The sequence below is a fragment of the Acinetobacter sp. EKM10A genome (genome assembly GCF_011075215.1).
GTDB classification, from domain to species: Bacteria; Pseudomonadota; Gammaproteobacteria; order Pseudomonadales; family Moraxellaceae; genus Acinetobacter; species Acinetobacter baumannii.
On record NZ_JAALLK010000018.1, the window covers coordinates 32,751 to 58,549 of the forward strand.

Annotated in this window: 21 protein-coding genes; 9 read left to right on the forward strand and 12 right to left on the reverse strand. The window is 39.5% G+C overall.

The window, feature by feature from the left end; all coding sequences use genetic code 11:
* Positions 1-70: 70 nt before the first annotated feature.
* The 3 genes from G9371_RS16845 to G9371_RS16855 are packed head-to-tail and all read right to left on the reverse strand — an operon-like array spanning position 71 to position 3,935.
* Positions 71-1,258: an OprD family outer membrane porin gene (locus tag G9371_RS16845; protein ID WP_029424290.1), complete on the reverse strand. Its 1,188-nt coding sequence runs from the start codon at positions 1,256-1,258 to the stop codon at positions 71-73.
* A 12-nt stretch (positions 1,259-1,270) separates the two neighbouring features.
* Entirely contained in the window at positions 1,271-2,224 is a 954-nt protein-coding gene (locus G9371_RS16850; RefSeq protein WP_086221527.1) for a formylglycine-generating enzyme family protein, read from the reverse strand.
* Between the two features lie 25 nt (positions 2,225-2,249).
* Positions 2,250-3,935 carry an arylsulfatase gene (locus G9371_RS16855; protein WP_029424288.1) on the reverse strand — a complete coding sequence of 562 codons (1,686 nt, stop codon included), beginning with the start codon at positions 3,933-3,935 and terminating at the stop codon, positions 2,250-2,252.
* A 376-nt stretch (positions 3,936-4,311) separates the two neighbouring features.
* Between G9371_RS16855 and G9371_RS16860 the strand changes: the two genes are divergently transcribed.
* Positions 4,312-5,658 carry an MFS transporter gene (locus G9371_RS16860; protein ID WP_029424287.1) on the forward strand — a complete coding sequence of 449 codons (1,347 nt, stop codon included), beginning with the start codon at positions 4,312-4,314 and terminating at the stop codon, positions 5,656-5,658.
* A 31-nt stretch (positions 5,659-5,689) separates the two neighbouring features.
* Complete coding sequence (locus G9371_RS16865; protein ID WP_029424286.1) at positions 5,690-6,970, forward strand: OprD family outer membrane porin; 1,281 nt, start codon at positions 5,690-5,692, stop codon at positions 6,968-6,970.
* Between the two features lie 59 nt (positions 6,971-7,029).
* Here G9371_RS16865 and G9371_RS16870 read toward each other — a convergent pair whose 3' ends face one another.
* The 4 genes from G9371_RS16870 to G9371_RS16885 all read right to left on the reverse strand — a co-directional run bounded on the left by G9371_RS16870 (position 7,030) and on the right by G9371_RS16885 (position 12,081).
* Positions 7,030-8,700 (reverse strand): GMC family oxidoreductase, encoded by a 1,671-nt coding sequence (locus tag G9371_RS16870; protein ID WP_029424285.1) that lies wholly within the window; start codon positions 8,698-8,700, stop codon positions 7,030-7,032.
* Between the two features lie 28 nt (positions 8,701-8,728).
* On the reverse strand, positions 8,729-9,622 hold the full coding sequence (locus G9371_RS16875) for an alpha/beta hydrolase (RefSeq protein WP_029424284.1): 894 nt from the start codon (positions 9,620-9,622) through the stop codon (positions 8,729-8,731).
* 72 nt (positions 9,623-9,694) lie between these two features.
* Positions 9,695-10,549, reverse strand: a complete 855-nt coding sequence (locus G9371_RS16880; RefSeq protein WP_029424283.1) for an SDR family NAD(P)-dependent oxidoreductase — start codon at positions 10,547-10,549, stop codon at positions 9,695-9,697.
* Between the two features lie 44 nt (positions 10,550-10,593).
* The gene (locus G9371_RS16885) at positions 10,594-12,081 is read right to left on the reverse strand and encodes a flavin-containing monooxygenase (protein WP_029424282.1); all 1,488 of its coding nucleotides are present in this window, start codon (positions 12,079-12,081) and stop codon (positions 10,594-10,596) included.
* A gap of 136 nt (positions 12,082-12,217) precedes the next feature.
* Between G9371_RS16885 and G9371_RS16890 the strand changes: the two genes are divergently transcribed.
* Positions 12,218-13,231 carry an AraC family transcriptional regulator gene (locus G9371_RS16890; RefSeq protein ID WP_029424281.1) on the forward strand — a complete coding sequence of 338 codons (1,014 nt, stop codon included), beginning with the start codon at positions 12,218-12,220 and terminating at the stop codon, positions 13,229-13,231.
* Between the two features lie 11 nt (positions 13,232-13,242).
* On the opposite strand, the gene G9371_RS16895 is transcribed toward G9371_RS16890, so the two are convergent.
* From G9371_RS16895 to G9371_RS16910, 4 genes are all read right to left on the reverse strand, one after another.
* Positions 13,243-14,118 carry a class I SAM-dependent methyltransferase gene (locus G9371_RS16895; protein ID WP_029424280.1) on the reverse strand — a complete coding sequence of 292 codons (876 nt, stop codon included), beginning with the start codon at positions 14,116-14,118 and terminating at the stop codon, positions 13,243-13,245.
* 111 nt (positions 14,119-14,229) lie between these two features.
* Positions 14,230-15,753: a flavin-containing monooxygenase gene (locus tag G9371_RS16900; protein WP_029424279.1), complete on the reverse strand. Its 1,524-nt coding sequence runs from the start codon at positions 15,751-15,753 to the stop codon at positions 14,230-14,232.
* A gap of 23 nt (positions 15,754-15,776) precedes the next feature.
* Positions 15,777-16,610, reverse strand: a complete 834-nt coding sequence (locus G9371_RS16905; RefSeq protein WP_029424278.1) for an SDR family NAD(P)-dependent oxidoreductase — start codon at positions 16,608-16,610, stop codon at positions 15,777-15,779.
* A gap of 62 nt (positions 16,611-16,672) precedes the next feature.
* A complete protein-coding gene (locus G9371_RS16910; RefSeq protein WP_000626177.1) occupies positions 16,673-17,632 on the reverse strand; it encodes a metal-dependent hydrolase in 960 nt (319 codons plus the stop codon).
* Positions 17,633-18,157: 525 nt separating this feature from the next.
* Between G9371_RS16910 and G9371_RS16915 the strand changes: the two genes are divergently transcribed.
* Positions 18,158-18,781, forward strand: coding sequence for a TetR/AcrR family transcriptional regulator (locus G9371_RS16915; RefSeq protein WP_000107496.1), 624 nt, complete (start codon positions 18,158-18,160; stop codon positions 18,779-18,781).
* Between the two features lie 65 nt (positions 18,782-18,846).
* Here the strand turns inward: G9371_RS16915 and G9371_RS16920 are convergent, their stop codons facing one another.
* Complete coding sequence (locus G9371_RS16920) at positions 18,847-19,569, reverse strand: pirin family protein (protein WP_029424277.1); 723 nt, start codon at positions 19,567-19,569, stop codon at positions 18,847-18,849.
* 510 nt (positions 19,570-20,079) lie between these two features.
* On the opposite strand from G9371_RS16920, the gene G9371_RS16925 reads away from it, so the two are divergent.
* The 5 genes from G9371_RS16925 to G9371_RS16945 all read left to right on the forward strand — a co-directional run bounded on the left by G9371_RS16925 (position 20,080) and on the right by G9371_RS16945 (position 25,751).
* Positions 20,080-21,042, forward strand: coding sequence for a metal-dependent hydrolase (locus G9371_RS16925; protein ID WP_000226456.1), 963 nt, complete (start codon positions 20,080-20,082; stop codon positions 21,040-21,042).
* A gap of 65 nt (positions 21,043-21,107) precedes the next feature.
* A complete protein-coding gene (locus G9371_RS16930; RefSeq protein WP_000599996.1) occupies positions 21,108-21,938 on the forward strand; it encodes an SDR family NAD(P)-dependent oxidoreductase in 831 nt (276 codons plus the stop codon).
* A 23-nt stretch (positions 21,939-21,961) separates the two neighbouring features.
* Positions 21,962-23,512 carry a flavin-containing monooxygenase gene (locus G9371_RS16935; protein ID WP_029424276.1) on the forward strand — a complete coding sequence of 517 codons (1,551 nt, stop codon included), beginning with the start codon at positions 21,962-21,964 and terminating at the stop codon, positions 23,510-23,512.
* Positions 23,513-23,881: 369 nt separating this feature from the next.
* Positions 23,882-24,109, forward strand: coding sequence for a hypothetical protein (locus tag G9371_RS16940; RefSeq protein ID WP_000608974.1), 228 nt, complete (start codon positions 23,882-23,884; stop codon positions 24,107-24,109).
* 322 nt (positions 24,110-24,431) lie between these two features.
* Positions 24,432-25,751, forward strand: coding sequence for an NCS2 family permease (locus G9371_RS16945; protein WP_000729980.1), 1,320 nt, complete (start codon positions 24,432-24,434; stop codon positions 25,749-25,751).
* Positions 25,752-25,799 lie beyond the last annotated feature (48 nt).

Sequence of the window (25,799 nt, forward strand, 5' to 3'; positions counted from 1 at the left end):
AAATTTTTTTTATTTGTTTTAATTTGGATCCATAATGGCTGTAACTATAGCCATTATGGGCCGTGAAAATTTAGAAATTAAAAGTGTAATGAAGCATCATGCGCTGTTCATCCAGACTTTTGCCATGTTTGGTGTCGTAGTTAATATTTAAGAAAAGAAATTTAAGATTTTTAATCCAAGCATTTAGATCGTACTGAATCAACACATCACTTTCTTGCTCAAAATCGTTTTGATTCATGGTCTGAAAAGAGTCGCCATAAATATATTTATAGGTCACTTTTAAACCCTTGATATAGTTTTTAAAGTCATAGGAAGCAACGAAATGATAAGACTTTTCATCTGCTTTGGTAAACGCGCCTAAGGTCCAGTTCACCATGTGAGGAATGGGCATATTATCGAGTTTTGGAATACCATCTTTGCCAAAGTTTTCTTGATAGCCAATTCCGGTTGTAAAGTTGCCATGTTTGGTGAAATGCATAGCGCCTATAGACGTATTATCATATTCACCAAGCTTTGATTTGCCGACATCGTCATGGCGAAACACACGTAATTTTGTGGTGTGCTGCTTTGTCCATTGATAATCAAAAGCAAAGTAACTTTGATTGATGAGGTCGGTTAAGTAACCATTGTAAAATTTCCAGTGGTACCGCGGTGTTTTGCCGTCCCATTGAAAGAAATAGAGTCCGTCAGATTCATGTTTTGATATGGCGAGTTTGTGATAGTCCTCCTCATTTTTGGGTGAATAACGGTTAATCAAACCCAGCTCGAAATTTTGTTGCGGTGTCTTATATTTTAATTCCAAGCCTTTGTAGTTCACTCGTAATTGATGTGTGTCGACTTGTGGGGTAAGTGGTGAGTCGGGAATAATTTCACCTATATTCATGCGAAAGTTTTGATATTCAACTCCAGCACCTAAGCCATATTTAACATAGTCTTGCGCTTGTTTCTTAGTGTTAGGGTCAAAGGGTATGACCATATCATTGGTGTGTTGGTCGTTACTTAGGCGATAAGCATATTGAATGCTTGGATTGAGGTGTAGCTGAACCTCATTAAGTTTGGTTGACCAGTCGCCACGATAGATCAGACCTTGGCTCAAGCTATGAGTATCGGGGCTGGTCCCATTTTCATATTGTCTGTCGAAGTTGAATGTTTTTAGCGTGAGTGTATTTTGAAAATTAACATCGACTGCACTATGAGCTAAACAGCAGGCAAGGGTCGTCCCTGAGAAGAAAATCCCATAAATAAAAATATGCTTCATTTTTAAATCCGTTTAAAAGCGTTTTACTGTTCTAAATCCGACATGGCTGGTGGCAAGGTCGAGTTCTTGTGGATGCCTCGCGGCAGCACGATAACGCGCGCAATAGTTGGTAGCGCATAAATAAGATCCACCTTTAATCGTGTATTGCAAAATCTGTTCGTGACTTTGCCGATATTTCGATGGATCTCCCATATGATGATCTCTTGGACCTGTATAGGGTGTTTGCGTCCATTCCCATACATTGCCAATCAAGTCGTATAAGCCAAATGGGTTTTTGCTAAAACAACCAACAGGGGCCACATCCTTAAAACCATCTTCCTGAACATTTTTGTATGGAAATTCACCTTGCCAGAAGTTGGCTACAATATGGCCTTCATGGGTGGGGCCAATGTCGGAGTTTTGCTGAAAACCTTTGGCTGCATACTCCCACTCAAGCTCAGACGGTAAGTCATGACCGAGCCAGTTTGCATAAGCATAAGCATCATTCCATGTCACCATGCGAACAGGCTCGTGAGGTGCTGGTTGTTTAGGGTTGTTTGGGCCCCATGGGTGTTTCCAATTGGCCCCTTTTTCAAATTTCCACCACTGTAATTCTTCAACTGGATGCTCAGGTTGTACAAACATAGCTGCGCCGCCTTGCTTCTCTGCATCGGTGACATAACCCGTTTGTTTAACAAACTCTTGAAATTGGGCATTGGTGACTTCAGTTGCATCAATTAAAAAAGCGGGAACGGAAGTTGCCTGTAAGTTTAATGGGCGTTCATCTTCATAACCTTGTGTGGTGCCTAAAACAATTTTTCCTTGCGGAAGCTTGACCATGCCGGCTTCTTTGTTTTTAGGCCAACCCGAAGGAAGCCCCGAATAAGAATTACATTTAGCTTTGCTGCCTAAGTCGGGCAAGGTGGTCTGTTCTAGTTGAGGCGTGGTTTTTTGGCACGCACAAAGTAAGAGAAACGATGAAAGCATCATGATTTGTTTCATCTGGTTTTCTCTACTTTTTATTGTATTGCTCAAAATCCACAACACCATTTTCATCGGCATATCTTAAATATTTATTATTTAAGACTTTGACGATCTCAGGATGTTCTGCATAAACATTATGTTGCTCATTAAAATCTGTTTTTAAATTGTAGAGTTCCCAACCGTGGCTTTTAAATTTAGAAGGTGAGTTTTCAACAAGTTTCCATTCGTCAGTTTTGGCGTAGCGGCTGCCATGCAATTCTTTAAAGTCATAATAATTAACAGGGCGAATACGGGCAGTATTATCCTTAAAAGCAGGAATTAGGCTAAAACCAGACGGTTTAATTTTAGTGCTTGAAGTTGGATAGATTTGATTATTTTGAATACCCGCTAGTTCCATAACGGTTGGGAATATATCTCTGACTGTCGCAAAGTTATTGTTGATTCCACGTTGTTTAGAAATTTGTACAGGCGATTTAACAATAAATGGAACACGTACTCCACCTTCTGAAGCAGCTGACTTCCAGTGGGTAAATGGTGTGCTGCTCACTTCGGCCCAGCGTGGTCCCATGTAAACATATGAGCTGGCGTTACCTATATTTTCATAGCGATTGTCGGCATCACCCATTGGGAAATTATGATCACCACCTTCAGCGCCGTTATCTGACATAAACACTATCAAAGTGTTGTCATATAAATGATGCTTTTTAAGATATTGAACAACATCGCCCACGCGGTCGTCTAACTGGGTGACCATGCCAGCATAAACTTCCATTTTACGCGCTTCATATTTGCGCTCTTGTGGGGTGAGTTCATTCCAGCTTTTAGTGCCTAAAGCCTGATTACCACTTTCAGTTGGGTATTCTGCGTTTGTAGGAATTAATCCTAATTTCTTTTGACGTTCAAAGCGTTGTTTGCGAATCGCATCGTAGCCTTGATCGTATTTACCTTTATATAAGTCTCTATAATGAGCTGGTGCCTGTATTGGCCAGTGTGGAGCTGTATAGGCTAGGTAGGCAAAAAATGGTTTCTGCGCTTTATTTTTATCTAAGTACTCAAAAGCTTTTTGTGTAAAAAAGTCGGTTGAATAGTAGTTGTCAGGCAGTGTGACCTTTTGACCATTTTCCGTGTATTGGGTGTTGCGCGGATAGTTTTTAGGTTGGTCTTTAAAATGTAAATCGAAGCCATCGAGCAGGGCAAAAGATTGATCAAAACCACGGGCTTTAGGGTTTTGTTCGGGAGCATAGCCTAAGTGCCATTTACCGACCATGAAGGTGTAATAATCTTTAGTCTTTAAAATTTCTGCGAGTGTATAAGCATTTTGCGTTAAGTGACCTGAATATCCATCAATTTTGAGCAGTGCACGCGGACTATCGGCGCCAACCAATTTTTCTTGTCGTTTTGAAGTTTCATACATGGCACCTAAACCGACCAAGTGATTATCTGCACCTGTCATAAGCTGTGCACGAGTAGGTGAACACATTGATGAAGCATGAAAATTGAAAAGCATTTTTCCTTGCTTTAACAGGCTGTCAATATGAGGTGTTTTAATCTCACTGCCATAGGCACTAATGTCTGAAAATCCAAGATCATCGGCCAAAATAATCATGATATTCGGTGGTTGTTGATTTTTTGGAGATGCTGCTTGCGCTGTGTAAAACAATTGGCTGGCAAAAAAAAGTCCCAATGTAAGCTGGCTTACTCTTTTGAGTTTCATAACAACAATCCTTTGAAGTTTTATAAATGCATCTTGCATTCCATGGAAATGAACAGAGCTTTTTTGGCTAAAAAATGCTCTGGAATCGATCATAATAGATTTTTTATTGTGGATCCATAAAAATATTCAAACAATCTAATTTTATGTTTTTAATAATTTTATACTTATATAATTTATATGTTTATAGATGTTTTAATAATCAATTTATAATTTTAGTTGATTTTTTGGATCCAAATATTCAGTATAGAAAAAGAGCAGGATGCTCAAAAAAACAAATATTCCTCTAGGTCATGATGGATACGGATATGCATAACCACCCAATCGCTCATATTAGCAATGTCGTGTGTATCTCTTATCCACATTGGGAGATGCACAAATGGAAAGAGATGTTCTAAGTGAGATCAATCACAATAATATGAGCCGTTATCAATGGTTCATCATTTTGATCTGTATTTGTCTCAATATTATTGATGGCTTTGACGTGATGGTAATGGCTTTTACCGCTCCATCCGTGTCAGCAGAATGGTCACTTTCAGGCGCACAAATTGGCTTATTGCTGAGTTCAGGTCTTTTTGGTATGGCTGCCGGTTCAATTTTTCTCGCACCTTTAGCCGATAAAATCGGTCGCCGTTTACTTATCTTGGTTTGTCTTGTAATTGCAGGTCTTAGCATGTTGGGCTGTGCTTTAGTGCAAAGTCACGGCATTTTGGCCGCACTTCGGTTTATTACCGGAATTGGGGTGGGCGGGATTCTTGCGAGTAGTAATGTCTTGGCAAGTGAATATGCCAATGCACGCTGGCGCAGTCTCGCAGTGAGTTTAATGTCTACAGGTTATGGCATTGGTGCGACACTAGGCGGAGTACTCTCACTGGCCTTGATTGAGCATTTAGGTTGGCGTTCAATCTTTTTGGCAGGGGGTATCACAACCATAATGATGTTACTAATTAGCGCATGGTTATTACCTGAATCTTTAGATTATTTGTTGGCGAAAAGACCAAAACAGGCACTAGAACGTATTAACGCAACAGTAAATCGTATGGGTTTAACTGCTTTAAAAGCCTTACCTTATTACGGCAAGAATAATCAAAAAAATACAGGTGATATTGGTAAATTATTTTCAGGGCAGCAGGGGTTCCAGACACTTTGCCTTTGGTTTGCATTCTTTTTAGTGATGTTTGGCTTTTACTTTGTCATGAGCTGGACACCAAAAATTCTGATTTCAATGGGAATGTCGCCTGAACAAGGCGTAAGTACCGGTATTTTAATTAGTATTGGTGGTATTTTCGGGGCAGCCATTATTGGTTTACTTGCTTCACGTATGAAAATTTTCTATGCCCTCAGCTTATTTCTGGGATTAACCGCTGTCTGTGTTTTCCTATTTGTCGCCGTTTCATCTCAAGTGAGCATTGCTCTCACAGTCGGTTTATTACTTGGCACGCTCATTAATGGCTGTGTGGCAGGTTTATATTCGATTTCTCCAACAATTTATGATGCTGAAATTCGTAGTCGGGGCGTGGGCTATGCAATTGGTTTTGGACGAATTGGGGCAATTTTATCGCCAACAGTCGCAGGCATTTTCTTAGATAAAGGCATAGCACCTGCAACGCTATATGCCTATTACGGTGTGGTCTTTATTTTAGCTATTTTCCTGATTTTGAGTTTGGGTAGCGCTTTTTACCGAAGTAAGAAAGAGCAAAACTTCTCACTTAAAACAGCACCTTAATCCATTAAAAATTAAATAGTTGAGTTAAAAAATGAAAAAGACACCATTATGGGTGGGGGTATGCTTGTGCCCATTATTTAGTCAAGTTGTGCATGCCGAATTTATAGCAGACAGTAAAGCTGAGCTGACACTCCGTAATTTTTACTTTGACCGAGACTATAAAAAAGATCCATATCCCTATACAGCAGCCAGAGATTGGGCACAGGGTTTAATTTTTAAAGGACAGTCTGGTTATACCGAAGGGACAGTTGGGTTCGGAGTTGATGTACTGGCAATGGCAGGTTTTAACCTGATGGGAAGCCGTGCTGATGACTATGCAAGGAGTGGCTTACTCCCAGTTAATCCTGATAACTCGCGTGATGATTATTATGGAAAAATAGGCATTACTGGGAAGGCTAAATTTAGAAAAAATGAGCTTTTTGTGGGAGATTTAGTTCCACAGTTACCGACCATTTTTTCATCGCCAGCACGTTTGTTCCCTCAGACTTATCGCGGTATCCGTTTTGTTTCAAATGAAATTCCAAATCTTCAACTTGAAGGGTTTTATGTCGACGAAGTACGGCAGCGCGATTCAATTCGTTATACCGATGTTGGAACAGACAATATCAATCATCGATTTAACAAAGCTGCCACCACTGACTCGTTTTATACTTTAGGTGGAAGTTATCAGTTAAAAGACTACCGTTTACGTGCTTATCATGCTGAACTCAAAGACATTTACCAGCAACAATTTTTGGGCTTTAACGGCAAAAAACCTTTGAATGACCAGCTTAACTTTTTAAGTGATGTGCGGTTTTTTAATAGTGAAGAAACTGGAAGTAAAAAAATAGGAGAGGTCGATAACCGACATATTAGTGGCTTATTTGGTTTGAACTATCAAAATCATACGGTTTCTTTGGGCTACATGCAGTCGTTTGGCTCGACTGGTCTGCCATTTTTGTCGGGAACTGAAAGTCCGGTTGTGCTTGATTTTATGAGTTCGGACTACTCAAATAAAGACGAAAAAGTCTACTCGATTCGTTATGAATATGACTTTAAAAATGCACGGATAGGGGATGTTTCATTAAACGGACTACGTTTTATGACCCGTTATGCTAAAGGTGAAAATATTGATTTACTGCAATATGGCGATCAGCGATTTAAAGAAGATTCGCTAGAGTTTGATTTGGGTTATAAAATTCCAGAAGGCAAGTTAAAAGGCTTAGGAATGCGGGCCCGCTTTTCTCACTACCGTAATGACATGCCAACGAATATGACTTTCCACTCGGCAAATGAAACACGTTTGAATGTCGATTACACCTTTAAATTTTAAATATTAAAAAAGCAGGTTAAAACCTTTTATTTGAGGTTTTAACCTGCTTTTGGATGTGGTTAAGCAGATACTTTTGCTGCTTCTAAAACTTCATTATGGGTTTGAGTATAAGTTTGTTCTTCTAAAGTATGTTTAGCCGGAATATAAGACATTGCACGTTCTGCTAGAGCCGTAATGGTGAGACTTGGGTTAACCCCCAAATTTGCACCTAACATTGAACCATCTACAACGTATAAGTTTTTATAGTTAAACACCCGATTTTGTCCATCTACCACACCACGCTCTGGACTTGAAGCAATTGCACAACCACCCATACAGTGAGCTGTAAAAGGTACATTAAACAAAATTTCGGTAATGGTCGTCATGGGGTGGCCATTAAACATTTTGGCAACTTTTTCGGTAAATGCATTGGCCTGCGGAATATAAACAGGTAGCTTTTTACCTTCGCTCGATAATACCTTGCCAAAAGGCCAAAACCAGTTACGTTTTAAACGCATGTTGATTGAGGCATCGGCAGTTTGCATCACTAAGAAAATTAAGGTTTGACGTGCAAAACTGACAGGATTACTCATGCGAAGGAAAATAAATGGATGGCAAATGAGTGCCCATAACCAAAAGAAAATACGTGTCCAACCCGGTTTGCCTTTAGCCATGTAAGTACACATAAGGCCCATGGCATCTGAACCACTTTGGTAGCGAGTCGCTTCAATATGAGTGTCATGGTCAATGTAAATACTTGAACCAATAGCAACACCTTTACTCATGTCGACGTCTTTACCAAAAAAGCGAACACCTAAAATCGACTCGGCATTGGTACGAACCCGATTACCCAAATCATCAGAAATATTTGGCAGAGAACCGGACTGTTTTAAACGGAACAACATCTCTTGTGTCCCTAAAGAAGATGCCGAGAAAATCACATTACGAACTCGCCAAGTACGACGTTGCTTGTTAAACCATGAGCTTGAACATTCAGTCGTGACTTCATAACCATCGCTGCCATCGGCTTTACCATTGAGAGGTTTAACGTCAACTACTTTGGTTTCTTCATAAACCTTAGCGCCATTTTTTTCGGCAAAGTACAAATAGTTTTTATCTAATGTATTTTTTGCGTTGTGTTTACAACCCGTCATACAACCGCCACATGCGGTACAAGTGCCACGATCTGGACCTTCGCCGTTAAAATAAGGGTCCGGGTAGGTCTTCCCACCTTCTTCACCTTCCGGTGGAAAGAAAGTGGCAACACGAGTAGGTTTAAATGTATGGCCGACACCGACTGCTTCACCCATTTTCTTTAGCATGTGGTCGGCAGGGCCGAAAATTTTATTATCAGTCACGCCAAGCATACGTTCTGCTTCAGCATAGTGCTGAGGCATTTCATTTTTCCAGTCCGCGGCATCTGCCCACGTGCCTTCATCCCAAATATGTTCAGGTGGAACCAGTAGGGTATTGGCATAGGTAATTGAACCGCCACCTACGGCGTTACCGCAAATAATGGTGACATGGCGAAAAAAACGCATGTTGAAATAACCGAAAAGTTTCATGCCCGGACGCCAAATCCAGCGGCGGGTATTCCAGTTGTTTTTAGCAAAATCTTCAGCTTTCCAGCGTCGCCCCATTTCCATTACGGCAACCGAGTAGCCTTTTTCAGTTAAACGGCAAGCAGAAACACTACCACCAAAGCCTGAACCAATAATGAGGTAATCATAGTCATAATTGTTTATTGTCATGATGAAGGCTCCTGTCTAATGATATTTTTTATATTGACTCTGTATGTTTATCAATGAATTGCCCAATGCGCTCAATGGAGTCATTAGATTCCTTTAGTATACCTGCATGAAATTGAAAAACATGTCCGACTTGGTCATAAACCCTTAAGTTCGTCGGAATGCCGTATTTTTCAGTCTGTTCAGCAAGTCGTTTTGCATCGTCTAATAAAACTTCTTCGGTACCGACATGGATCAGAACTGGTGGTAATCCGGTTAAGTCAGCATAGAGTGGGGAACACGTTGGATCGGTTGCCGATTTTTGGCCGCAATAGTTTTTTGCACACCAAGTTAACCAGTCCTCTGACAACATTGCATCTTGAGCAGCATGAGTTTTTATTGTGTTTCCTGAAAGACTTAAGTCAACCCAAGGCGAAAGTAAAACTAAAGCCGCTGGTAAAGGTAAACCAGCATCTCGTAAAGCAATTACGGTGCTTAAGCTCAGCCCGCCGCCAGCGGAGTCACCCGCAATTACAAGTTTTTTAGGGTCTTGTCCGTAAGCAAGTAAAGTTTTATAGACTGTAACGACATCTTCAATAGCAGCAGGGCTTGGGTGTTCTGGGGCCAGACGATATTCAGGTAACCAGACTTGTGCTTGAGCTACATGTCCGATCTGAGCGGCAAGTTTAGCGTGACTTTTGCTACTGCCCACGACATAGCCACCACCATGTAAATACAAAATACCGCGACCTGACTTAATGGTCTTAGGCCGAATATGAAGCGTAGGAACTTGAGCAATTATTTGCTTTTTTGTTTGATAACCACGAGGCCCAAGCACAATAGCACTGGCTGCATCACTACAAAAACGTTGTAGCTTTAGTGGTGTTTTAGGGGATAAAGCTGGACGTAGTGTGGTACGGATGGTCCATGCAAGAAGTTGCTTCATAATAAGGACTCATACTAAGCATGTGAGATTAGTCAGCATCCCTTAAGATTAAGAGCATGCTGACCACTATTTTTATTTTGCTGATTTGTTGAGTAGGCGTGTTTGCCAAGCTGTCGCGGCTGCAAAGATCTTTTGGTAACCTTGCGGCAGAATACGCTGAATTACATCAACGGCTTTTGCATCGGCTCCAATAAGTAAACGGCGACGGTCCTTACGAACAGCTTCCAAAATTTGCTGAGCTGCATCATCAGCAGGGGTGCGAAGTAATTTATCGAAAGCATCTTGGCTTTTTAGCGGGTCCATTCCTAAAGACTGGACGCTATTATTCATACGTGCAGCTTTGGCAATATTGGTGCGAATACCACCCGGATGCACACAAGTCGCGCTCACACCAGTATTTTGCATATCAAGTTCTTGGCGCAAGGATTCAGTAAAACCACGAACGGCAAATTTACTTGCGTTATAAGCACTTTGGGTCGGTTGAGCTGTTAAGCCAAACATACTGGAAATATTAATAATATGCCCATCACCACTTTGCTTTAAGTAAGGTAAAAATTCTTTAGTACCATAAACCACGCCCCAAAAATTAATACCAATGAGCCATTCAAGATCTTCGTAGCTCACACCTTCAGCCGTACTCCCTATTGCGACACCAGCATTATTAAAAATCAGGTTAACTTGGCCATGTTCATCTGCTACTGCCTTTGCCCAAGTGGCAACTTCATCACGCTTAGCTACATCAACTTTTTGAGTGGTGACTTTGACAGAATAAGGTGCCAAAAGCTCGACTGTTTTGGCTAACCCGGCTTCACTAATATCAGAAAGTGCCAGATGACAGCCTTGTTTGGCGAGGGCTATTGCAATTGCTTGTCCAATACCTGAACCCGCGCCTGTCACAGCTGCGACTTTATTTTTAAAAGACTTCATAAAATTCTCCGTTTATTTTTCTCATTTCCTATGGCGAAGCGTATTTAAGAAATAGCCGACACCTGAGTGTAGTTTTCAATGTCAAAGCGACGAGTGCGTTGGCGATATTCAAGGGTAAAACCTGGCCAGTTATTGGTATTTTTGCCATCAGCAGTTTGATACCAACTGGTACAGCCTTGTGCCCACACCGTTTTTTTCATTTTTTCCTGAATATTTTGATTAAACTCGTGTTGAATTTCGGCACGAATGTTGGTGAACAGCAGGTTATTTTTCAAAGTAGTGCGCAGTGCATCTAAAATATAATTCACCTGACTTTCAATCATATAGACGATTGAGTTATGCCCGAGGTTGGTATTTGGTCCATACAACATAAAGAAGTTAGGGAATCCGTTTACTGTTAGACCTAAATAAGCCTCAGCACCATCTTTCCATGTGTCTTTTAATGTACGCCCATCAAGTCCAGTAATTTGCATTGGCGCCATAAATTCAGTCGCTGTAAAACCTGTACCGTAAATAATGGCATCAACTTCACGCAGCTTTCCTTCCGTGTCTAAAATGCCATGTTCAGTAATTTCTTGAATGCCGGTATTAATCACATCAACATGAGGTTGGGTCAGCGTTTCATACCAGTGGTTAGAGATTAAAATACGTTTACAACCAATTGGATAGTCCGGCATTAAGCGGTGGCGTAACTTCCCATCTTTAACAACTTTTCGAATGTGGCGCTGGAATATGTATTCCGCCAAAGGCATTTCATTAAGTGAAGTTGTAAAAGCAAGTAGGCGAATTTCATGATGGCCATATTGCAAGGCGCGGTCTAGACTTTGCAAGATCGGCAGTTTACGGAAAGCTTTTTTCTCTAAAGGTTGGTAAACCCGATCCGGTTTTGGAATAACATAGGGCGCTGAGCGTTGATAAACGTCTAGGTGAGCCACTTGTTTTGCAATTTCAGGTACAAACTGAATCGCGCTTGCGCCTGTGCCAATGACTGCAACACGTTTACCAGTTAAGTCATAGTCATGGTCCCAACGCGCTGAGTGAAATGCCTTACCTTTGAAGTTTTCAATGCCTTTAAGTTTTGGATAGGCAGGGCGGTTGAGTTGGCCTACCGCACCCACTAAAAATTCAGCTTCAAACTGTTCACCAGTTGTACTTTGAATGTGCCATACACCTTGCAGTGCATCAAATTCGGCGCTGGCTATTTCAGTGTTAAATTTGGTGTGCGGGCGAAGATCATATTTATCGGCACAGTGACGTAAATATTGATAAATCTCTTGAGATGTCCCGTAGCGATTTTTCCAACCAAGTTCCTGTTCAAAAGAAAAAGAATAAAGATGTGACGGCACATCACATGCAGCGCCCGGATAAGTGTTGTCACGCCAGACACCACCTACATCGGCAGCTTTTTCAAATAGAGTAAATTGTTCAAAACCTGCTTGTTTGAGACGAATGGCAAGTCCTAGACCACCAAAGCCAGTGCCAATAATGGCGATGCGTACATTTTTATTTGAATTAGACGACGAATTAAACATAGGCTGCTCTAAAATCCTTAAAAACAGTGAGCGAAAAAATCGCAATTTCCTGTATGCAGAATAGACGTTTATTAACTTGATTTAGAGGATGGATGAGGACAAAATATTGTGATTCGAGGACATTCTGAGCGATACAGTGAAGTATGCATGGGCATTTGAACGCAGTGTACATAGTGTTCGGTTAATGGCTGATTTCTCGATGGAATCAGGCATCTCTTATCAGACAATTTTGCAAGGAACTGGGCTTAGCCAACAACAATTACTTGACCCTAATATGGTGGTGACAGGCCATCAGGAATTACAGTTGATTCATAACTTGGTTGAGCAACTAGGAGACAGACCGACATTAGGCTTAGAGGTGGGCACACGCTATCATTTCACCACATTTGGGCCATTAGGCATGGCTCTGATGAGTAGTGCGAGCATTCGTGAAGCACTGGATTTGGCTTTAACCTATTTTACTTTAACCTTTGCTTTTACCCGCTTTGATGTGTCGGATACACCGCAAGGAATCCGTATCGAAATTGATGAGCAAGATATCCCATCTTCAGTGCGTCAATTCATTATTGAACGCGATGCGGCTGCACTCATTACGGTACAGCGAGATTTGGTGCAGGACAATTTTTGCCAATATTTGGCTTTTTCTTTCCAACCCAAAGGTGATGCCGAGCCTTATCGAAATTTATTTGGGATCATGCCAGAATTTGGCGCAGCTAAAAGTTTTGTAATTCTTGATCCGCAAAAAGTGGATCAAAAATTACTCATGGCGAATGAGTTGGTTCTGCACACTGCAGAAGAACAATGTCGTCAAATATTAGAAAAGCGCCAATCACAAAATAAATTTACAACCTTAGTGCAACAGCAGCTGATGAGTATGCGTGGGGAAATGCCATCTATGGATATAGTGGCTGATCGACTGCATTTAAATATAAGAACCCTGCGCCGTCACTTGGCATCGGAAGGAATGACTTTTATCCAGATTCGTGAAGAGGTTAGACAGGTCTTAGCAGAGCAATATTTGGCATTACCAAAAGCTTCTGTTGAGCAAATTGCCGAGTGGTTAGGTTATGCCGAACCTGCCAGTTTTATTCATGCTTATAAAAGATGGCATGGGAAAACACCTCATGCCATGCGGTTAAATAGCCAATAGTCAAAGTATCTTTATTTCTTTAAACGTAAATGTAGCAAACGTGTTGCCGATGTATGGCGTATATTGTCGGCACGGTTATAAAAATAACGTTCAGTAATAGCTTCACCAGACAAGTCTTCGACTACTTCAAAACCCATTTTTTCAACCGCCTGATGTAAATCTGAAGGTTTAAATTGACCTAATAAAGGTTCTTTGAGCAAATGGGTAAACTGTGCAACGCCCATACTCCCAAGTCGCTCAATACCTTTTAATTCCTGAAAATCGGTTGAATAGTCGAGTACCACTTCGCTGCCGTTTGCAGCAAATTCAGCAATACTTTTTAGAGTTTGTAGCGTAGTGTCTGGTTTTAAATAATGAGTGGTGCCCAGCCAAGAAAAGAAAGCCGGAGCTTTTCGTACATAGCGACTTCGGGCAAGCGCTTCAGAGATAGATTCTTTTTCAAAATTAATAGAAACAAATTCAACAGTAGAGGGAAGTTCGCCTAATTTTTTGAGTTTAGATTGTTTGGCAGCCTGAGTATCAGGATGGTCAACTTCAAAAATTTTTAAAGTTGGATAATGCTGTGATTTTCGGAGTACAAAAGAGTCTAAACCCGCTCCAACCAAAACATATTGCTTAATATTGTGTTGAACAGCTTGGTTAAGTAAGTCCTCGGCATAACGTGATCGGCCGACAACCTGCCCACTCAATAAACCTAAGGTACGGTTTAAAATGGGTGAATTCATTAATTTAACAATGAGTGGTGTAGATAAAAGCTTTTTCCAACCTTTACTGGTCATTTCAAAAGCATAGGGATCTGAAAATACAGGGTTTGTCGTATTTTTAAAGTGATTCGCACGTAAAGCAGCAGCGGCTTCGGCAGTACGACTTGATTGACCTTCTTTCATCTTTAACCTGTTCTTTTATTTCTTGAAGATTGAATGAAGAAGGCAGTGTATTTCATGAAAATCTAAAATACACTGCCCATTCCTTACAACTGATTTGGTCAAATTTACAAATTAATGTGTCTTTGACATTTGATATGTAACTTCATAATCCTTCAAATCTAATTTTTTCAAACGTTGTTTAAGCTTTTTCAATGACCACGGCCATGCTGCAAAGTTGCGACCGTTAGCATCAAGGTAATAACTCTTACAGCCACCACTATTGAATACAGTTGTTTGTAAGTGCTTTTGCACCAAGTCGTTGTGCTTTTTAATTACATCAGCCTTAACATTTAACTTGCTAATTCCTTTGTTTTTAATTTTTAACAAGCCATCTACAATATAGTCGAGCTGTGCTTCTGCCAAACCAATAAATGAGTCATAAACCAGTACGTTTGGTCCCAACACTAAGAATGCATTTGGTACATTTTCAATGTTAGTTCCTAAGTAAGCTTCCGGTGAACTATTTTTCCACAAATCATTTAAACGTTGGCCTTTTTCATTAAACACACGTTTGCCGATTGGTGGGTGAGATACTTCAAAACCTGTACCCCAAATAATCACATCAACTTCATGGCGTTCGCCATTAGCTGCAATCACCGTATTGCCTTCGACTTTAACTAAGCCATGTGGAATAAGCGTGGTATTTGGTGCTTGTAGTGCAGGGTAGTAATTATTAGCAAACAAAATACGTTTACAGCCAATATCAAAATTAGGCGTTACGTTTTTACGTAACTCAGGGTCTGCAATTTGAAGTTTAAGTAATTGCTTGCCGAGTACATTTACTGGTTTTAGCGCAAGTGGGTTACGTAAACCAAAATTAATCGCATTGAGGGTTAGCGCTACACTTTTACGCCAACTTGCCTGAATCGCTGGATATTTTGCAATAATTGATTTACTAAACTCACCTAAGTCTGTATCGGGTTTTGGCAGTACCCAAGGAGCTGTACGTTGGAACACAAATAGCTCTTTGGCTTTAGGTTGAATTTGTGGCACAAACTGGATAGCAGATGCACCTGTACCAATTACAGCAATGCGTTTTCCAGTAAGGTCGTAGTCATGATTCCATTTCGCTGAATGGAACATTTCACCTGTAAAGGTATCCAAACCTTCAAGACGTGGAATCTGGGCTTCGGTAATTGGGCCTGTTGCAAAAATAACAGTTCGAGATAGATATTGACCAGTAGTTGTATCAAGTACCCACAAATGGCGTGATTCATCCCAAGCAGCATTGAGTAGTTCGTTGTTAAACTCAATTTTAGACGTGATATTAAACTCGTTACTTACATCTTCTAAATAACTTAAGATTTCCGGTTGACGCGCAAATAAGTGACTCCATTTTGCGCTAGGTGCAAACGAATAAGAATACAAAGCCGAAGGTACATCACAGCCACAGCCCGGATAGGTGTTTTCACGCCAAGTGCCACCCACACGTCCTGCTTTTTCAATAATTTTATAGTTGGTATAGCCAACTTGGTCGAGACGAATCGCTGCGGCGATACCGGAAATTCCGGCACCGACAATAAAGCTATCGTAAATATGGCTAGGTGAATTGACAGCTTTTTTTGCTGATGCATTTGTTTTCATTTGAGCAGTCATATGGGTACTACCTATAAAATTTCTTATTTAAATAATTTGTAAGAGGTACCAAGAAACTTGGTATACAAACTTGGTGATGCACGTTTCATCAGCCAGAACAACTTCGCATCGATTTGAGGAATGGTATAAAGCTCATCCTGATCAAGACGGTTAAGTGTGAGTTTGGCTACATCATCACTTGTGGTGAGTGCGTAGTTCATGAGCGCATGGTCTGCAAGTTTTGAATAACGGCCCGGAATACGACCATTTTTAATGATATTGGTAGGCACCAAGGTCGGGCAGAGCACATTCACTTTAATGTTGAATTTGCGAAGCTCAGCCGAAAGTGTTTCAGACAACGCACGAACACCCGCTTTCGTTACGTTATAAGCAGTCATTTCTGGTGCTGCGGTATAAGATGCCGCAGAAGCTACATTAATAATTGCACCGTAACCTAGTTTTTTGAACTTTGGCACAAATGCATGACAACCATGAATAACACCCCACAGGTTAATATTCATGACCCAGTTCCAGTCTTCTAGGCTGAGTTCGTCAAACTTACCGCCTAAACCTACACCCGCATTATTAATGACAAGGGTGACAGGATGACTAAGTAAAATTTCAGCAGTTTCAGCCAAATTTGTGACATGTTCAGGATTACCTACGTCACAATGCATTGCAAATGCTTTTGCACCCTGTTGTTCAAGCAGCGTTACAGTTTCTTCAGCAGCTTCTAAATTAATATCTGCGCAGACTACGCTGCCGCCACGTTTTGCCAGTTCAACTGCAAAACTTCGTCCAATTCCACTGCCTGCACCCGTCACGACGGCATAAGCTTTTTGGCTTGGTCTAACTTTCTTTTTGCCAAATAAAATCATGATTCATCCCGAAATAGATTTAAGGAAAACCAGCCATTAAGTAATGGCTGGTTGCAAGCCAGTTATGACAAGCGTACAGGTGGGGTAAATTCCTTCACAAAGTAAGGTGCAATCGCGCCACCTTCTTTGAGTAATTTGTCTTTGTAGTACTCTAAATATTCGGTCGTGTCATGATCATTTGGGTGGAAGTCAGGACGTAAATAATCAAAAATCTGGCCAATGGTGCTACCGAATACACCATCTTTTGGACCAAAAATAAGCCCTACACCACGGCGCGCGTCTTTCCAGAATTTTCTAGTCAACATTTCCTGTGGTTTTCTTAAAACCGGAATAAACAAGGTAGTTGCTGGGATTAAACCTAAAATAGTAAAGAAAGCTAAGAAGAAGCCAGAAGCTCGTAGTGGGTAGCTACCATTGAGTAATTGATATACATCATAGGCAATATCTTTATGCTCAGATTCTTCAAGCATATGCCACATCCATAAAGCACGGCTTTTTGCATCATCTGAATAGTAGAAATTCTTTTCGTGCTTCATCATGTATTCGGCAAGTACCGCAGTAAAATGCTCAATACCAGCCATCATCGATAATTTAAGCGGTTGCGGGAATTTCAAAAACACATATTTAAAGAAGTTTTCGCCCAAGAAACGGTATAAATCGACAGGGTATTCAACATCTTTAAGTGCATCGTTATATTCATTGTGCAGTTTAGAGTGAATCGCCTCTTGTCCAATCAATGAAGTAACACGCTGTTTTAAAACTGGGTCTTGAATAAATTCACGGTGATGACGAGCTGTTTCAATCACCAGATCTTCACCATAAGTCAGAAATACTGAAAGCGTAGCAAAAAACATCGTGGCAAATTGATTGTTCATATAGAATTCAACATCAATCTCTTTACCTTCAAATCCGATATTTAAATGACGGATTGGGATGGATTTTTTACTGGCAAAATCCGGTAACTCGATTTCACGGTAAAATTTAATTTTGTTTAGTGATTTTTTAACTGTGGTCGAGATCATGGTGACACCTTCAGATCAATCAGTGATAGTGCGGCTACGTCGAAAACCAAAAGCTTTGATTTGCAACAGGGCACTGTAAATTCCATTTTCAAAAAGCAGTTTTCTCTGCTTACTGACTACGGTGATGTTGCTCCGTTATTTGTGTGATTATTTGACTGAATAACGGGAAAAAGAGGGAAGTTCAGTAAAACGGCTCAACCTCTTTTTAGATTTTTTCATGTTAATCTGAGTTTATGTTCGGATTCAATTCGGGTAACTTTTCAAGTTTCTAAATCCAAAGTTTCATGTTTTTATAAAATAAAAAATTAGTTTTAAAATTTATTAGTATATTGATTTTTATTTAAATATTTTAATGTAATTAAAAAGAAATACTCAAACATAAAAGAACTTATAACTGTATTTCACTGTAGTTTTAAAAGAAATATTTCATGAAAGTTGACAACTATTCGGATTTTGTTTTTTTATTAGGGTAGGGCTAAATTACATGCTAATCTGAGCTTATGTTCGGATTATTTATAAGAAAATATGTCTACGCGAAAACCCCGTCAGGCACGAGCCAAAGTCACTGTCGATACCATTATTGAAGCAGGTTTTATTGCTGTAGCATTGCATGGACCAAGTGGTACCACTACACGTCATATTGCAGAAATTGCAGGGGTGAGTGTGGGGTCACTCTATGAGTATTTTAAAAACAAAGAAGAAATCTATGATGCGATGAATCACTACTTTGTGAGTGAAATTTTAGACATGATTAAAGAGCTAACTCCTACAATTTTAGAGTTGGAGTTAGAACCTGTTATTGAAATGATTTTTTATACGTTCAGTGATTTATTAAAGAAAAATAATGACCGTTATTTAACCGTTTTACGTTATGCAGGTGAGTTGCAATATGATAAATATATTCCAAAAATTGAACAGGCTTTAATGGAAGTCATCATGAAGTATATGATGCATAATCCTAAATATTTAAAAATTAATAACTTACCTGTAATTACCTATATTTGTATTAATAGCGGTATTTTTAACGTTGCAAGACATCTTATTTTACCCAACCCATTTATTAGTTTTGATGAAATGGTACAGGGACTAACCACTATGATTATGAGTTATATCAATACCGAAATGGCACGCTCAGAAGATCAATCATAATTTTTAGATTTTCAAATGCGATAAAAAAACACCTGCGTATACTTCTACGCAGGTGTTTTTATTGTTTATGGCATGGTTGGAATTTCTTCCGGACGCATATCAAAAATCAGAATTTCAGCATTGTCACCATTGGTAAATGATAACTTGCCTCCATCACGAATACGCGCAGCATCACCGGTATTAAAGGTTTTACCGTTTACCTCAATACGGCCTTTTGCCACATGTAGGTAAACATAACGACCTTCAGGAATTGCAAACTCTGCTGTTTCCTCACCATCAAAAAGACCAGAATAAATATTAATGTCTTGTTTGATGGATAAAGTTTTTTCGCCACCTTTTGGTGAAATCATCAAGTGCAATTTACCGCGTTTGTCTTCCTCGGAAATATGCAATTGTTGATAGCCCGGTGTTGTGTTCACTTCATTTGGAACTACCCAAATTTGCAAGAAGTGCACGTTTTCTTGAGCAGAGTGATTAAATTCACTATGTGCAACCCCACGGCCTGCGCTCATTAACTGAATATCACCAGGCACAATAACCGAACCTGTACCCATTGAGTCTTTATGTTCTAACGCACCATCAAGCACATAAGAAATAATTTCCATGTTACGGTGAGGGTGAGTACCAAAGCCTTTTGATGGAGCAACCGTATCGTCATTAATCACAAGCAAATCTGAAAAGCCAACTTGTTTCGGATCCCAATAATTTGCAAATGAAAACGTGTGTTTTGACTGTAACCAGCCATGATGTGCTGCACCACGCTCATGAGATAAACGCATATCAAACATGATTTATTCTCCTCATCCAATTTTTTCTCTGAATGCAGTTTATCGTTTTCATTTGTGCAATAAAGCTCTAAAAACAGAAAGCTTGGTGTGATTTTTGGAACGATCAAATATAGAACTAAGGTAAGTATAGAAATAGGCAGAATATTTCGTATATTATCTTTTTAAGCCATGTTTTTATCATTTTAGGACAAATGTATTTTATTTAAAAAATAATGAATAATAGTAGGTTATATAAATAATTTAAAATAATCGAAAAATATTTGAGTTGGCAAAAAGTTTCAAAATGGATTGGCTTTTTTTGTCCTTGTTAGAGTGTTATAGCAAGCGCACTATTTAACCTGATTTGGTGAACTTAACAACGCTTAAGTTCATAAAACATGACAAGGCAGAGGTATTCGAGCAAATTTTTGTTCGAGAGCAGTTAAAGATTGCAAGAAATAATCCAAAGACAACTTTAGCTGTTTGATTCGATGCTGCCTTGTATTTAACAAATTTTATAGGGTGTCGAAAATGGTCGCTCAAGCTATCCGAAATATTATTTCTCCTAAATCAGTTATAGCTCAGTATCAAAAGATAGATTTTTCAAATAAAGGAACTATCCCAATTCGCCATTTAAATATCGGATTTGATGGTAAAGAAATTGATATCGAGTTTTACGTCAACAACCAGTTTGCAACTTTGTTTTTTGCAACGCTTTCGGTTTTTTTGACCTATGGTGAAGATCTGGTGATTGAAACAGCTCGTCACCACCGTGAATTTATTCAAGATCCGATTTTAAAACAGCGTGTTACTTCGCTGATTGGTCAAGAAGCCATCCATTCAAAATTGCATAATGAGTTCAATGATGCAATTAAAGAGCTGGAATATCCGGTCGATTTTTATCGTTTCTTGGGTGAGAACTTCTTTAAATATGTGTTCTTAAAATTCCCGCAACCATTAAAGCTTTCACTCATGGCGGGTATTGAACATTTTACAGCGGTACTTGCCGAATACATGATGAAGCATGAAAAGAATTTCTATTATACCGACGATGCCAAAAGTCGTGCCTTATGGATGTGGCATATGCTTGAAGAATCTGAGCATAAAGATATTGCTTATGACGTCTATCAGGTTTTAAACGGTAATTATCCGTTACGGGCAACGGGCTTTTTAATGGCTTTCATTACTATTTTAGGGCTTATTCCAACAGCAACTTTATTTGTACCTCTACTGCGTAAGCCAAAAGAACTGTTGACCAGAAAATTCTGGAAAGATGCACGTCGTGGCGTCAACTTAATTTTTAGTCCAAAAGATGGCGTATTTGGTAGCACCATTGGTCAGATTTTTGATTACTTACGTCCAGACTTCCATCCAAATGATCATGACACGACCGAATATCTGGAGTACTACAAAAAGAAATTACTTAACGAGGGCGGTGCAATTGCGCCTTACTTTGTGAAGGAATTCACACCACCAGTTCGTGCAGTTTCATAAGCCTATTGGTCATGGCAGTAATATGACAATTACTGCCGTCTCCCTAAAATTTTTTAGGATTTACTATGATTTTATTTGGTAAGAAAGACCAGCCGAGCCGAAACGCATATGCGGTCGTAACTGGGGCAGGCAGTGGGATTGGACGAAGCTTTGCAGTTGAACTGGCAAAACGTGGTGGCAGCGTAGTCTGCGCAGATATTAATTTAGAAGCTGCTGAAGAAACCGTAAAGTTAATTGAACAGTTGGGACAAAAAGCATTTGCTGTACAGTGCGATGTTGGGCAAGCAGAACAAGTACAGACTTTGGCTGATCAGGCAGAGCAGTTACTTGATCATCCTGTAACCCTCATCATTAATAATGCTGGCGTAGGTCTAGGTGGCAAATTTGATGAAATGAGTTTGGAAGACTGGAAATGGTGTATGCATGTAAATCTGTGGGGTGTTATTCATGGTTGTCATGCATTTGTGCCAAAGTTCAAAAAACTAGGTTACGGTGCAATCATTAATGTGGCTTCTGCCGCGTCGTATACCGCAGCACCAGAAATGAGTGTCTACAATGTAACGAAAGCGGGTGTTTTGGCATTATCAGAAACCCTTTCAGCCGAGCTTCGCAAATTCAATATTAAAGTCAATGTACTTTGCCCGACTTTGGTGCCAACCAATATCATTAAAAATGGTCGTATTCCGGGGCGTTATTCCAAGCTTGCAGACCATGCACTCATGAACTATGCCATGACGACCAGCGATGCAGTTGCAACTTTAACATTGAATCGATTAGATCGTGGGCAGCTCTACACCACGCCACAGATCGACGCCAAATTATTCTGGCTTATGAAAAGGACATCTCCAACGCTATATGCAAAGTTCCTTGGGCTTTCGTATCAGTTATTTAAATAAAATTTTGTATAGGCAGAAAAATTATGGTCACTAAACCTAGAACAAATACACGCACCCGTAAAACCCAAGAAGTTGCACATATTTATGACACTTTTATTGTCGGTGCGGGTATTTCTGGTCTTGCTGCTGCAATTAAGCTAAATGAAGCAGGCTTAACTAATTTTAAAATTATTGAAAAAGCAAGCCGCGTTGGTGGTACTTGGCGTGAAAATACCTATCCGGGCTGTGGTTGTGATGTACCTTCGGCTCTATACTCTTACTCGTTTGCTCCAAGTGCAAAATGGAGCCATTTATTTGCACGTCAGCCGGAAATTTTAAGTTATTTAGAAAATGTAAGCCGTGAGTTTGATATAGAGTCCTTAATTGAATTCAATACCGAACTATTAAAAGCGGAATGGGACAATGTAAAAAATGTCTGGAAACTAGAGACAAGCTCTGGTTTATATATTGCTAAAACAGTTCTATTTGCTACAGGTCCAATTACTGAAGCCCAGATTCCACGCCTTGAAGGTTTAGATACCTTTACTGGTGAAATGTTCCATTCGGCGAAATGGAACCATGATTATAACTTAACTGGAAAACGTATTGCCGTGATTGGTACTGGTGCATCTGCCATCCAGTTTGTGCCCCAAATTCAGCCTAAAGCAAAAGAACTGTTTGTATTCCAACGTACAGCCCCTTGGGTACTGCCAAAACCGGATACGGATTTGGGGGAGTTGAGTAAATCAATTATTGCCAAATACCCAAAAATACAGGCCACTTGGCGCCAGACTGTAGCAGGCACCTTAAATGTCATCAATTTTGGTTTACGCAACCCAAAAGCTTTAAAGCCTGTCAATTTTGCTGCGAAACAATTGTTAAAGTTACAAATTAAAGATCCAGTTTTACGTAAAAACGTCACACCTAACTTTGATATTGGCTGTAAGCGTATTTTATTTGCCAATAATTATTATCCAGCATTACAAGCACCGAATACCACACTTATTCCACATGGCTTAGTTAAAGTGGAAGGCAACACCGTGGTTGCAGCTAACGGTGAACGTCACGAAGTAGATGTGATTATTTGGGGTACAGGTTTTGAAGTGTCCCATCCACCCATTGGTAAACGGGTACATAACGAAAAAGGGGAATGTCTGGCAGAACTCTGGAAAGACTCCTCACCGGAAGCTTACCTAGGAACCAACATTGAAAATGTACCGAACGCATTTCTTATGCTAGGGCCGAATGTCTTGGTTTATGACTCATTCATTGGTCTTGCTGAAGCCCAACTGCAATATATTGTAGATGGTTTATTGCAAATGAAAGCGAAAGGTATTGCTAAACTTTCTGTAAAATCAGAAATAATTAAAAAGCATAATGAGCTTGTACAAAAGCATTTACAAACCACAGTATTCAATAGTGGTGGTTGTAAGAGTTATTACCTTGATGCAAATGGTCGTAACTTTGCAGCATGGCCATGGTCATTGAAAAAGCTTAGACAGCGTTTACATCATTTAAATTTAGAAGAATACGATGTCATCTATGAAGCTGATCTTGTAAAAGTAAAACCTAAAGTTGAAGAAGTCGCAGGTTAATTAATTTATAAAAGCCCACTTTATTGATGAAGGTGGGCTTTTTACAATTAAATAATGAAAGAAATATATGAAAATTCAATAAATAATATAATGAAGTTAAAGTAAACGATAAATTTAAATATACTTAAAAATAAAAATGGGCCAAGAATTTTATATAAGTTTCATTTAAAATAATATAGCTATTTTTAAAAATGAATTTTTAAGTGAAAAGTTTTCTTTTTAATCAATTTTTTAAATTGTATATTGGAAAACATTTTTATATCAATAACTTGTGTAGTTAATAATTATTGTAAATAAATGTGAAAGTATTCACAACCTTATTTTTTTTTTGTTAAGATCATTAACATTAAAAACATAGAGATAATAATAATGATCAATAAAGTATTAATAGTGTTATGCGTGAGTATTGTATTTGTATTAGGGTATTGGGCATATTTAGATACCCAAAATAAAAGACATCAAGAGCTCATGAGGATCATCCAAGAAGCTGAAAAAAATTTGCAGACCATCGAACGTAATCCTAACCGTGTTAGTCATAGCAATTTAGCTTCATATAATTTGCAAAAATATATCAGTGATAAAAAAGTTTTTTTCTAAGCACAGGGGTGATTGTGATTTGCTTTAAAAAGTGTGCCATTGATCATATCTTTTCATAAATTTTGATCATGTTGCTGTTGAATCTGTTAAACTTATTGAACGTATAGTAAAAAAGCTGCATAGGGGTTATGCAGCTTTTTTGTGTTTCAAGAGGGGCTGTGGCTATTTTCTGTGTATGACAGCAGAAATCAAATGAGTGGCATATTTGTTGCTTCGTCTATTTAAGATTTTTGTCTAGAGATCTGAACAGAAAAACAAGATTGCTCAGATACCTACATAGAAGTACATATTCCACAGCTCAGATTTTGCATAGAGGCTACTTATGGCGGCGCCCAATTCTTCGGCAGGGTGGTTAGAGCGTTTATTTAAGTTAAGCGACAATAAAACCACGTTTCGAACAGAAGTTCTTGCTGGTGTAACTACATTTTTAACAATGTGCTACATCATCATTGTCAATCCACTCATTTTATCTGAAACCGGCATGGATCATGGCGCCGTATTCGTTGCGACCTGTTTGGCAGCAGCAATCGGTTGCTTAGTGATGGGTATTATTGCTAATTATCCAATCGCCTTGGCACCCGGTATGGGGCTTAATGCTTATTTTACCTATTCGGTTTGTATGGGCATGGGAGTGCCATGGCAGACAGCTTTAGCAGCTGTTTTTGTTTCAGGTGTAGTATTCCTTGCGATTAGTTTCTTTAAAATTCGTGAGGCGATTGTCAATGCAATCCCGATGTCGCTTAAATTTGCGATAGGTGGTGGTATTGGTTTATTCCTTGCGCTCATTGCGTTAAAAAATGCCGGAATTATTGTCGCGAACCAAGCAACATTGGTCGGTTTGGGCGATATTAAACAACCTACTGTATTATTAGCTTTATTTGGCTTTTTACTTATCGTAATTTTGCATCAGCTTAAAGTCCGCGGTGCGATTATTATTAGTATTTTAGTCGTTACAGCAATTGCCACAGCTTTAGGTCTAAATGAATTTAAGGGTGTGGTTGGTGAAATTCCTTCAATTGCGCCAACATTCATGCAAATGGACTTTGAAGGGTTGTTTACCGCAAGTATGGTTGGTGTCATCTTTGTATTCTTTATTGTTGACTTGTTTGACAGTACGGGTACTTTGGTTGGCGTTTCACACCGTGCGGGCCTTTTACAAGACGGTAAATTGCCACGTTTGAAAAAAGCGCTATTTGCTGACTCTACTGCAATCGTTGCTGGTGCTGCATTAGGTACCTCATCAACTACGCCATATATTGAATCGGCTTCAGGTGTAGCAGCAGGTGGACGTACAGGTTTAACCGCGGTAGTTGTCGCTTTCTTATTTATCTGCTGTTTATTCTTGGCACCTCTTGCTCAATCTGTGCCGGGTTTTGCAACAGCACCCGCTTTATTGTTCATTGGTGTATTGATGATCCAAGGGATCACTCACATCGATTGGGATGATATTACAGAAGCTGTACCAGCCTTTTTAACGATTGTATTTATGCCATTTGCTTACTCAATTGCAGATGGTATTGCAATGGGCTTTATCAGCTATGCATTAGTTAAATTATTTACGGGTAAGGCAAAAACTGTTCCATACATGGTGTGGATTATTGCTGCTCTTTGGGTATTTAAATTTATCGCCTTTGGCGGTTAATACGATTGTTTATAATTTCCTTCTAGAACTATTTTAGTGATAGGGATA

Bases quoted from the DNA above. Each gene is read 5' to 3' on its own strand.
- G9371_RS16845 (WP_029424290.1), bottom strand. From the start codon at position 1,258: ATGAAGCATATTTTTATTTATGGGATTTTCTTCTCAGGGACGACCCTT.
- G9371_RS16850 (WP_086221527.1), bottom strand. From the start codon at position 2,224: ATGCTTTCATCGTTTCTCTTACTTTGTGCGTGCCAAAAAACCACGCCT.
- G9371_RS16855 (WP_029424288.1), bottom strand. From the start codon at position 3,935: ATGAAACTCAAAAGAGTAAGCCAGCTTACATTGGGACTTTTTTTTGCC.
- G9371_RS16860 (WP_029424287.1), top strand. From the start codon at position 4,312: ATGGAAAGAGATGTTCTAAGTGAGATCAATCACAATAATATGAGCCGT.
- G9371_RS16865 (WP_029424286.1), top strand. From the start codon at position 5,690: ATGAAAAAGACACCATTATGGGTGGGGGTATGCTTGTGCCCATTATTT.
- G9371_RS16870 (WP_029424285.1), bottom strand. From the start codon at position 8,700: ATGACAATAAACAATTATGACTATGATTACCTCATTATTGGTTCAGGC.
- G9371_RS16875 (WP_029424284.1), bottom strand. From the start codon at position 9,622: ATGAAGCAACTTCTTGCATGGACCATCCGTACCACACTACGTCCAGCT.
- G9371_RS16880 (WP_029424283.1), bottom strand. From the start codon at position 10,549: ATGAAGTCTTTTAAAAATAAAGTCGCAGCTGTGACAGGCGCGGGTTCA.
- G9371_RS16885 (WP_029424282.1), bottom strand. From the start codon at position 12,081: ATGTTTAATTCGTCGTCTAATTCAAATAAAAATGTACGCATCGCCATT.
- G9371_RS16895 (WP_029424280.1), bottom strand. From the start codon at position 14,118: ATGAAAGAAGGTCAATCAAGTCGTACTGCCGAAGCCGCTGCTGCTTTA.
- G9371_RS16900 (WP_029424279.1), bottom strand. From the start codon at position 15,753: ATGACTGCTCAAATGAAAACAAATGCATCAGCAAAAAAAGCTGTCAAT.
- G9371_RS16905 (WP_029424278.1), bottom strand. From the start codon at position 16,610: ATGATTTTATTTGGCAAAAAGAAAGTTAGACCAAGCCAAAAAGCTTAT.
- G9371_RS16910 (WP_000626177.1), bottom strand. From the start codon at position 17,632: ATGATCTCGACCACAGTTAAAAAATCACTAAACAAAATTAAATTTTAC.
- G9371_RS16915 (WP_000107496.1), top strand. From the start codon at position 18,158: ATGTCTACGCGAAAACCCCGTCAGGCACGAGCCAAAGTCACTGTCGAT.
- G9371_RS16920 (WP_029424277.1), bottom strand. From the start codon at position 19,569: ATGTTTGATATGCGTTTATCTCATGAGCGTGGTGCAGCACATCATGGC.
- G9371_RS16925 (WP_000226456.1), top strand. From the start codon at position 20,080: ATGGTCGCTCAAGCTATCCGAAATATTATTTCTCCTAAATCAGTTATA.
- G9371_RS16930 (WP_000599996.1), top strand. From the start codon at position 21,108: ATGATTTTATTTGGTAAGAAAGACCAGCCGAGCCGAAACGCATATGCG.
- G9371_RS16935 (WP_029424276.1), top strand. From the start codon at position 21,962: ATGGTCACTAAACCTAGAACAAATACACGCACCCGTAAAACCCAAGAA.
- G9371_RS16940 (WP_000608974.1), top strand. From the start codon at position 23,882: ATGATCAATAAAGTATTAATAGTGTTATGCGTGAGTATTGTATTTGTA.
- G9371_RS16945 (WP_000729980.1), top strand. From the start codon at position 24,432: ATGGCGGCGCCCAATTCTTCGGCAGGGTGGTTAGAGCGTTTATTTAAG.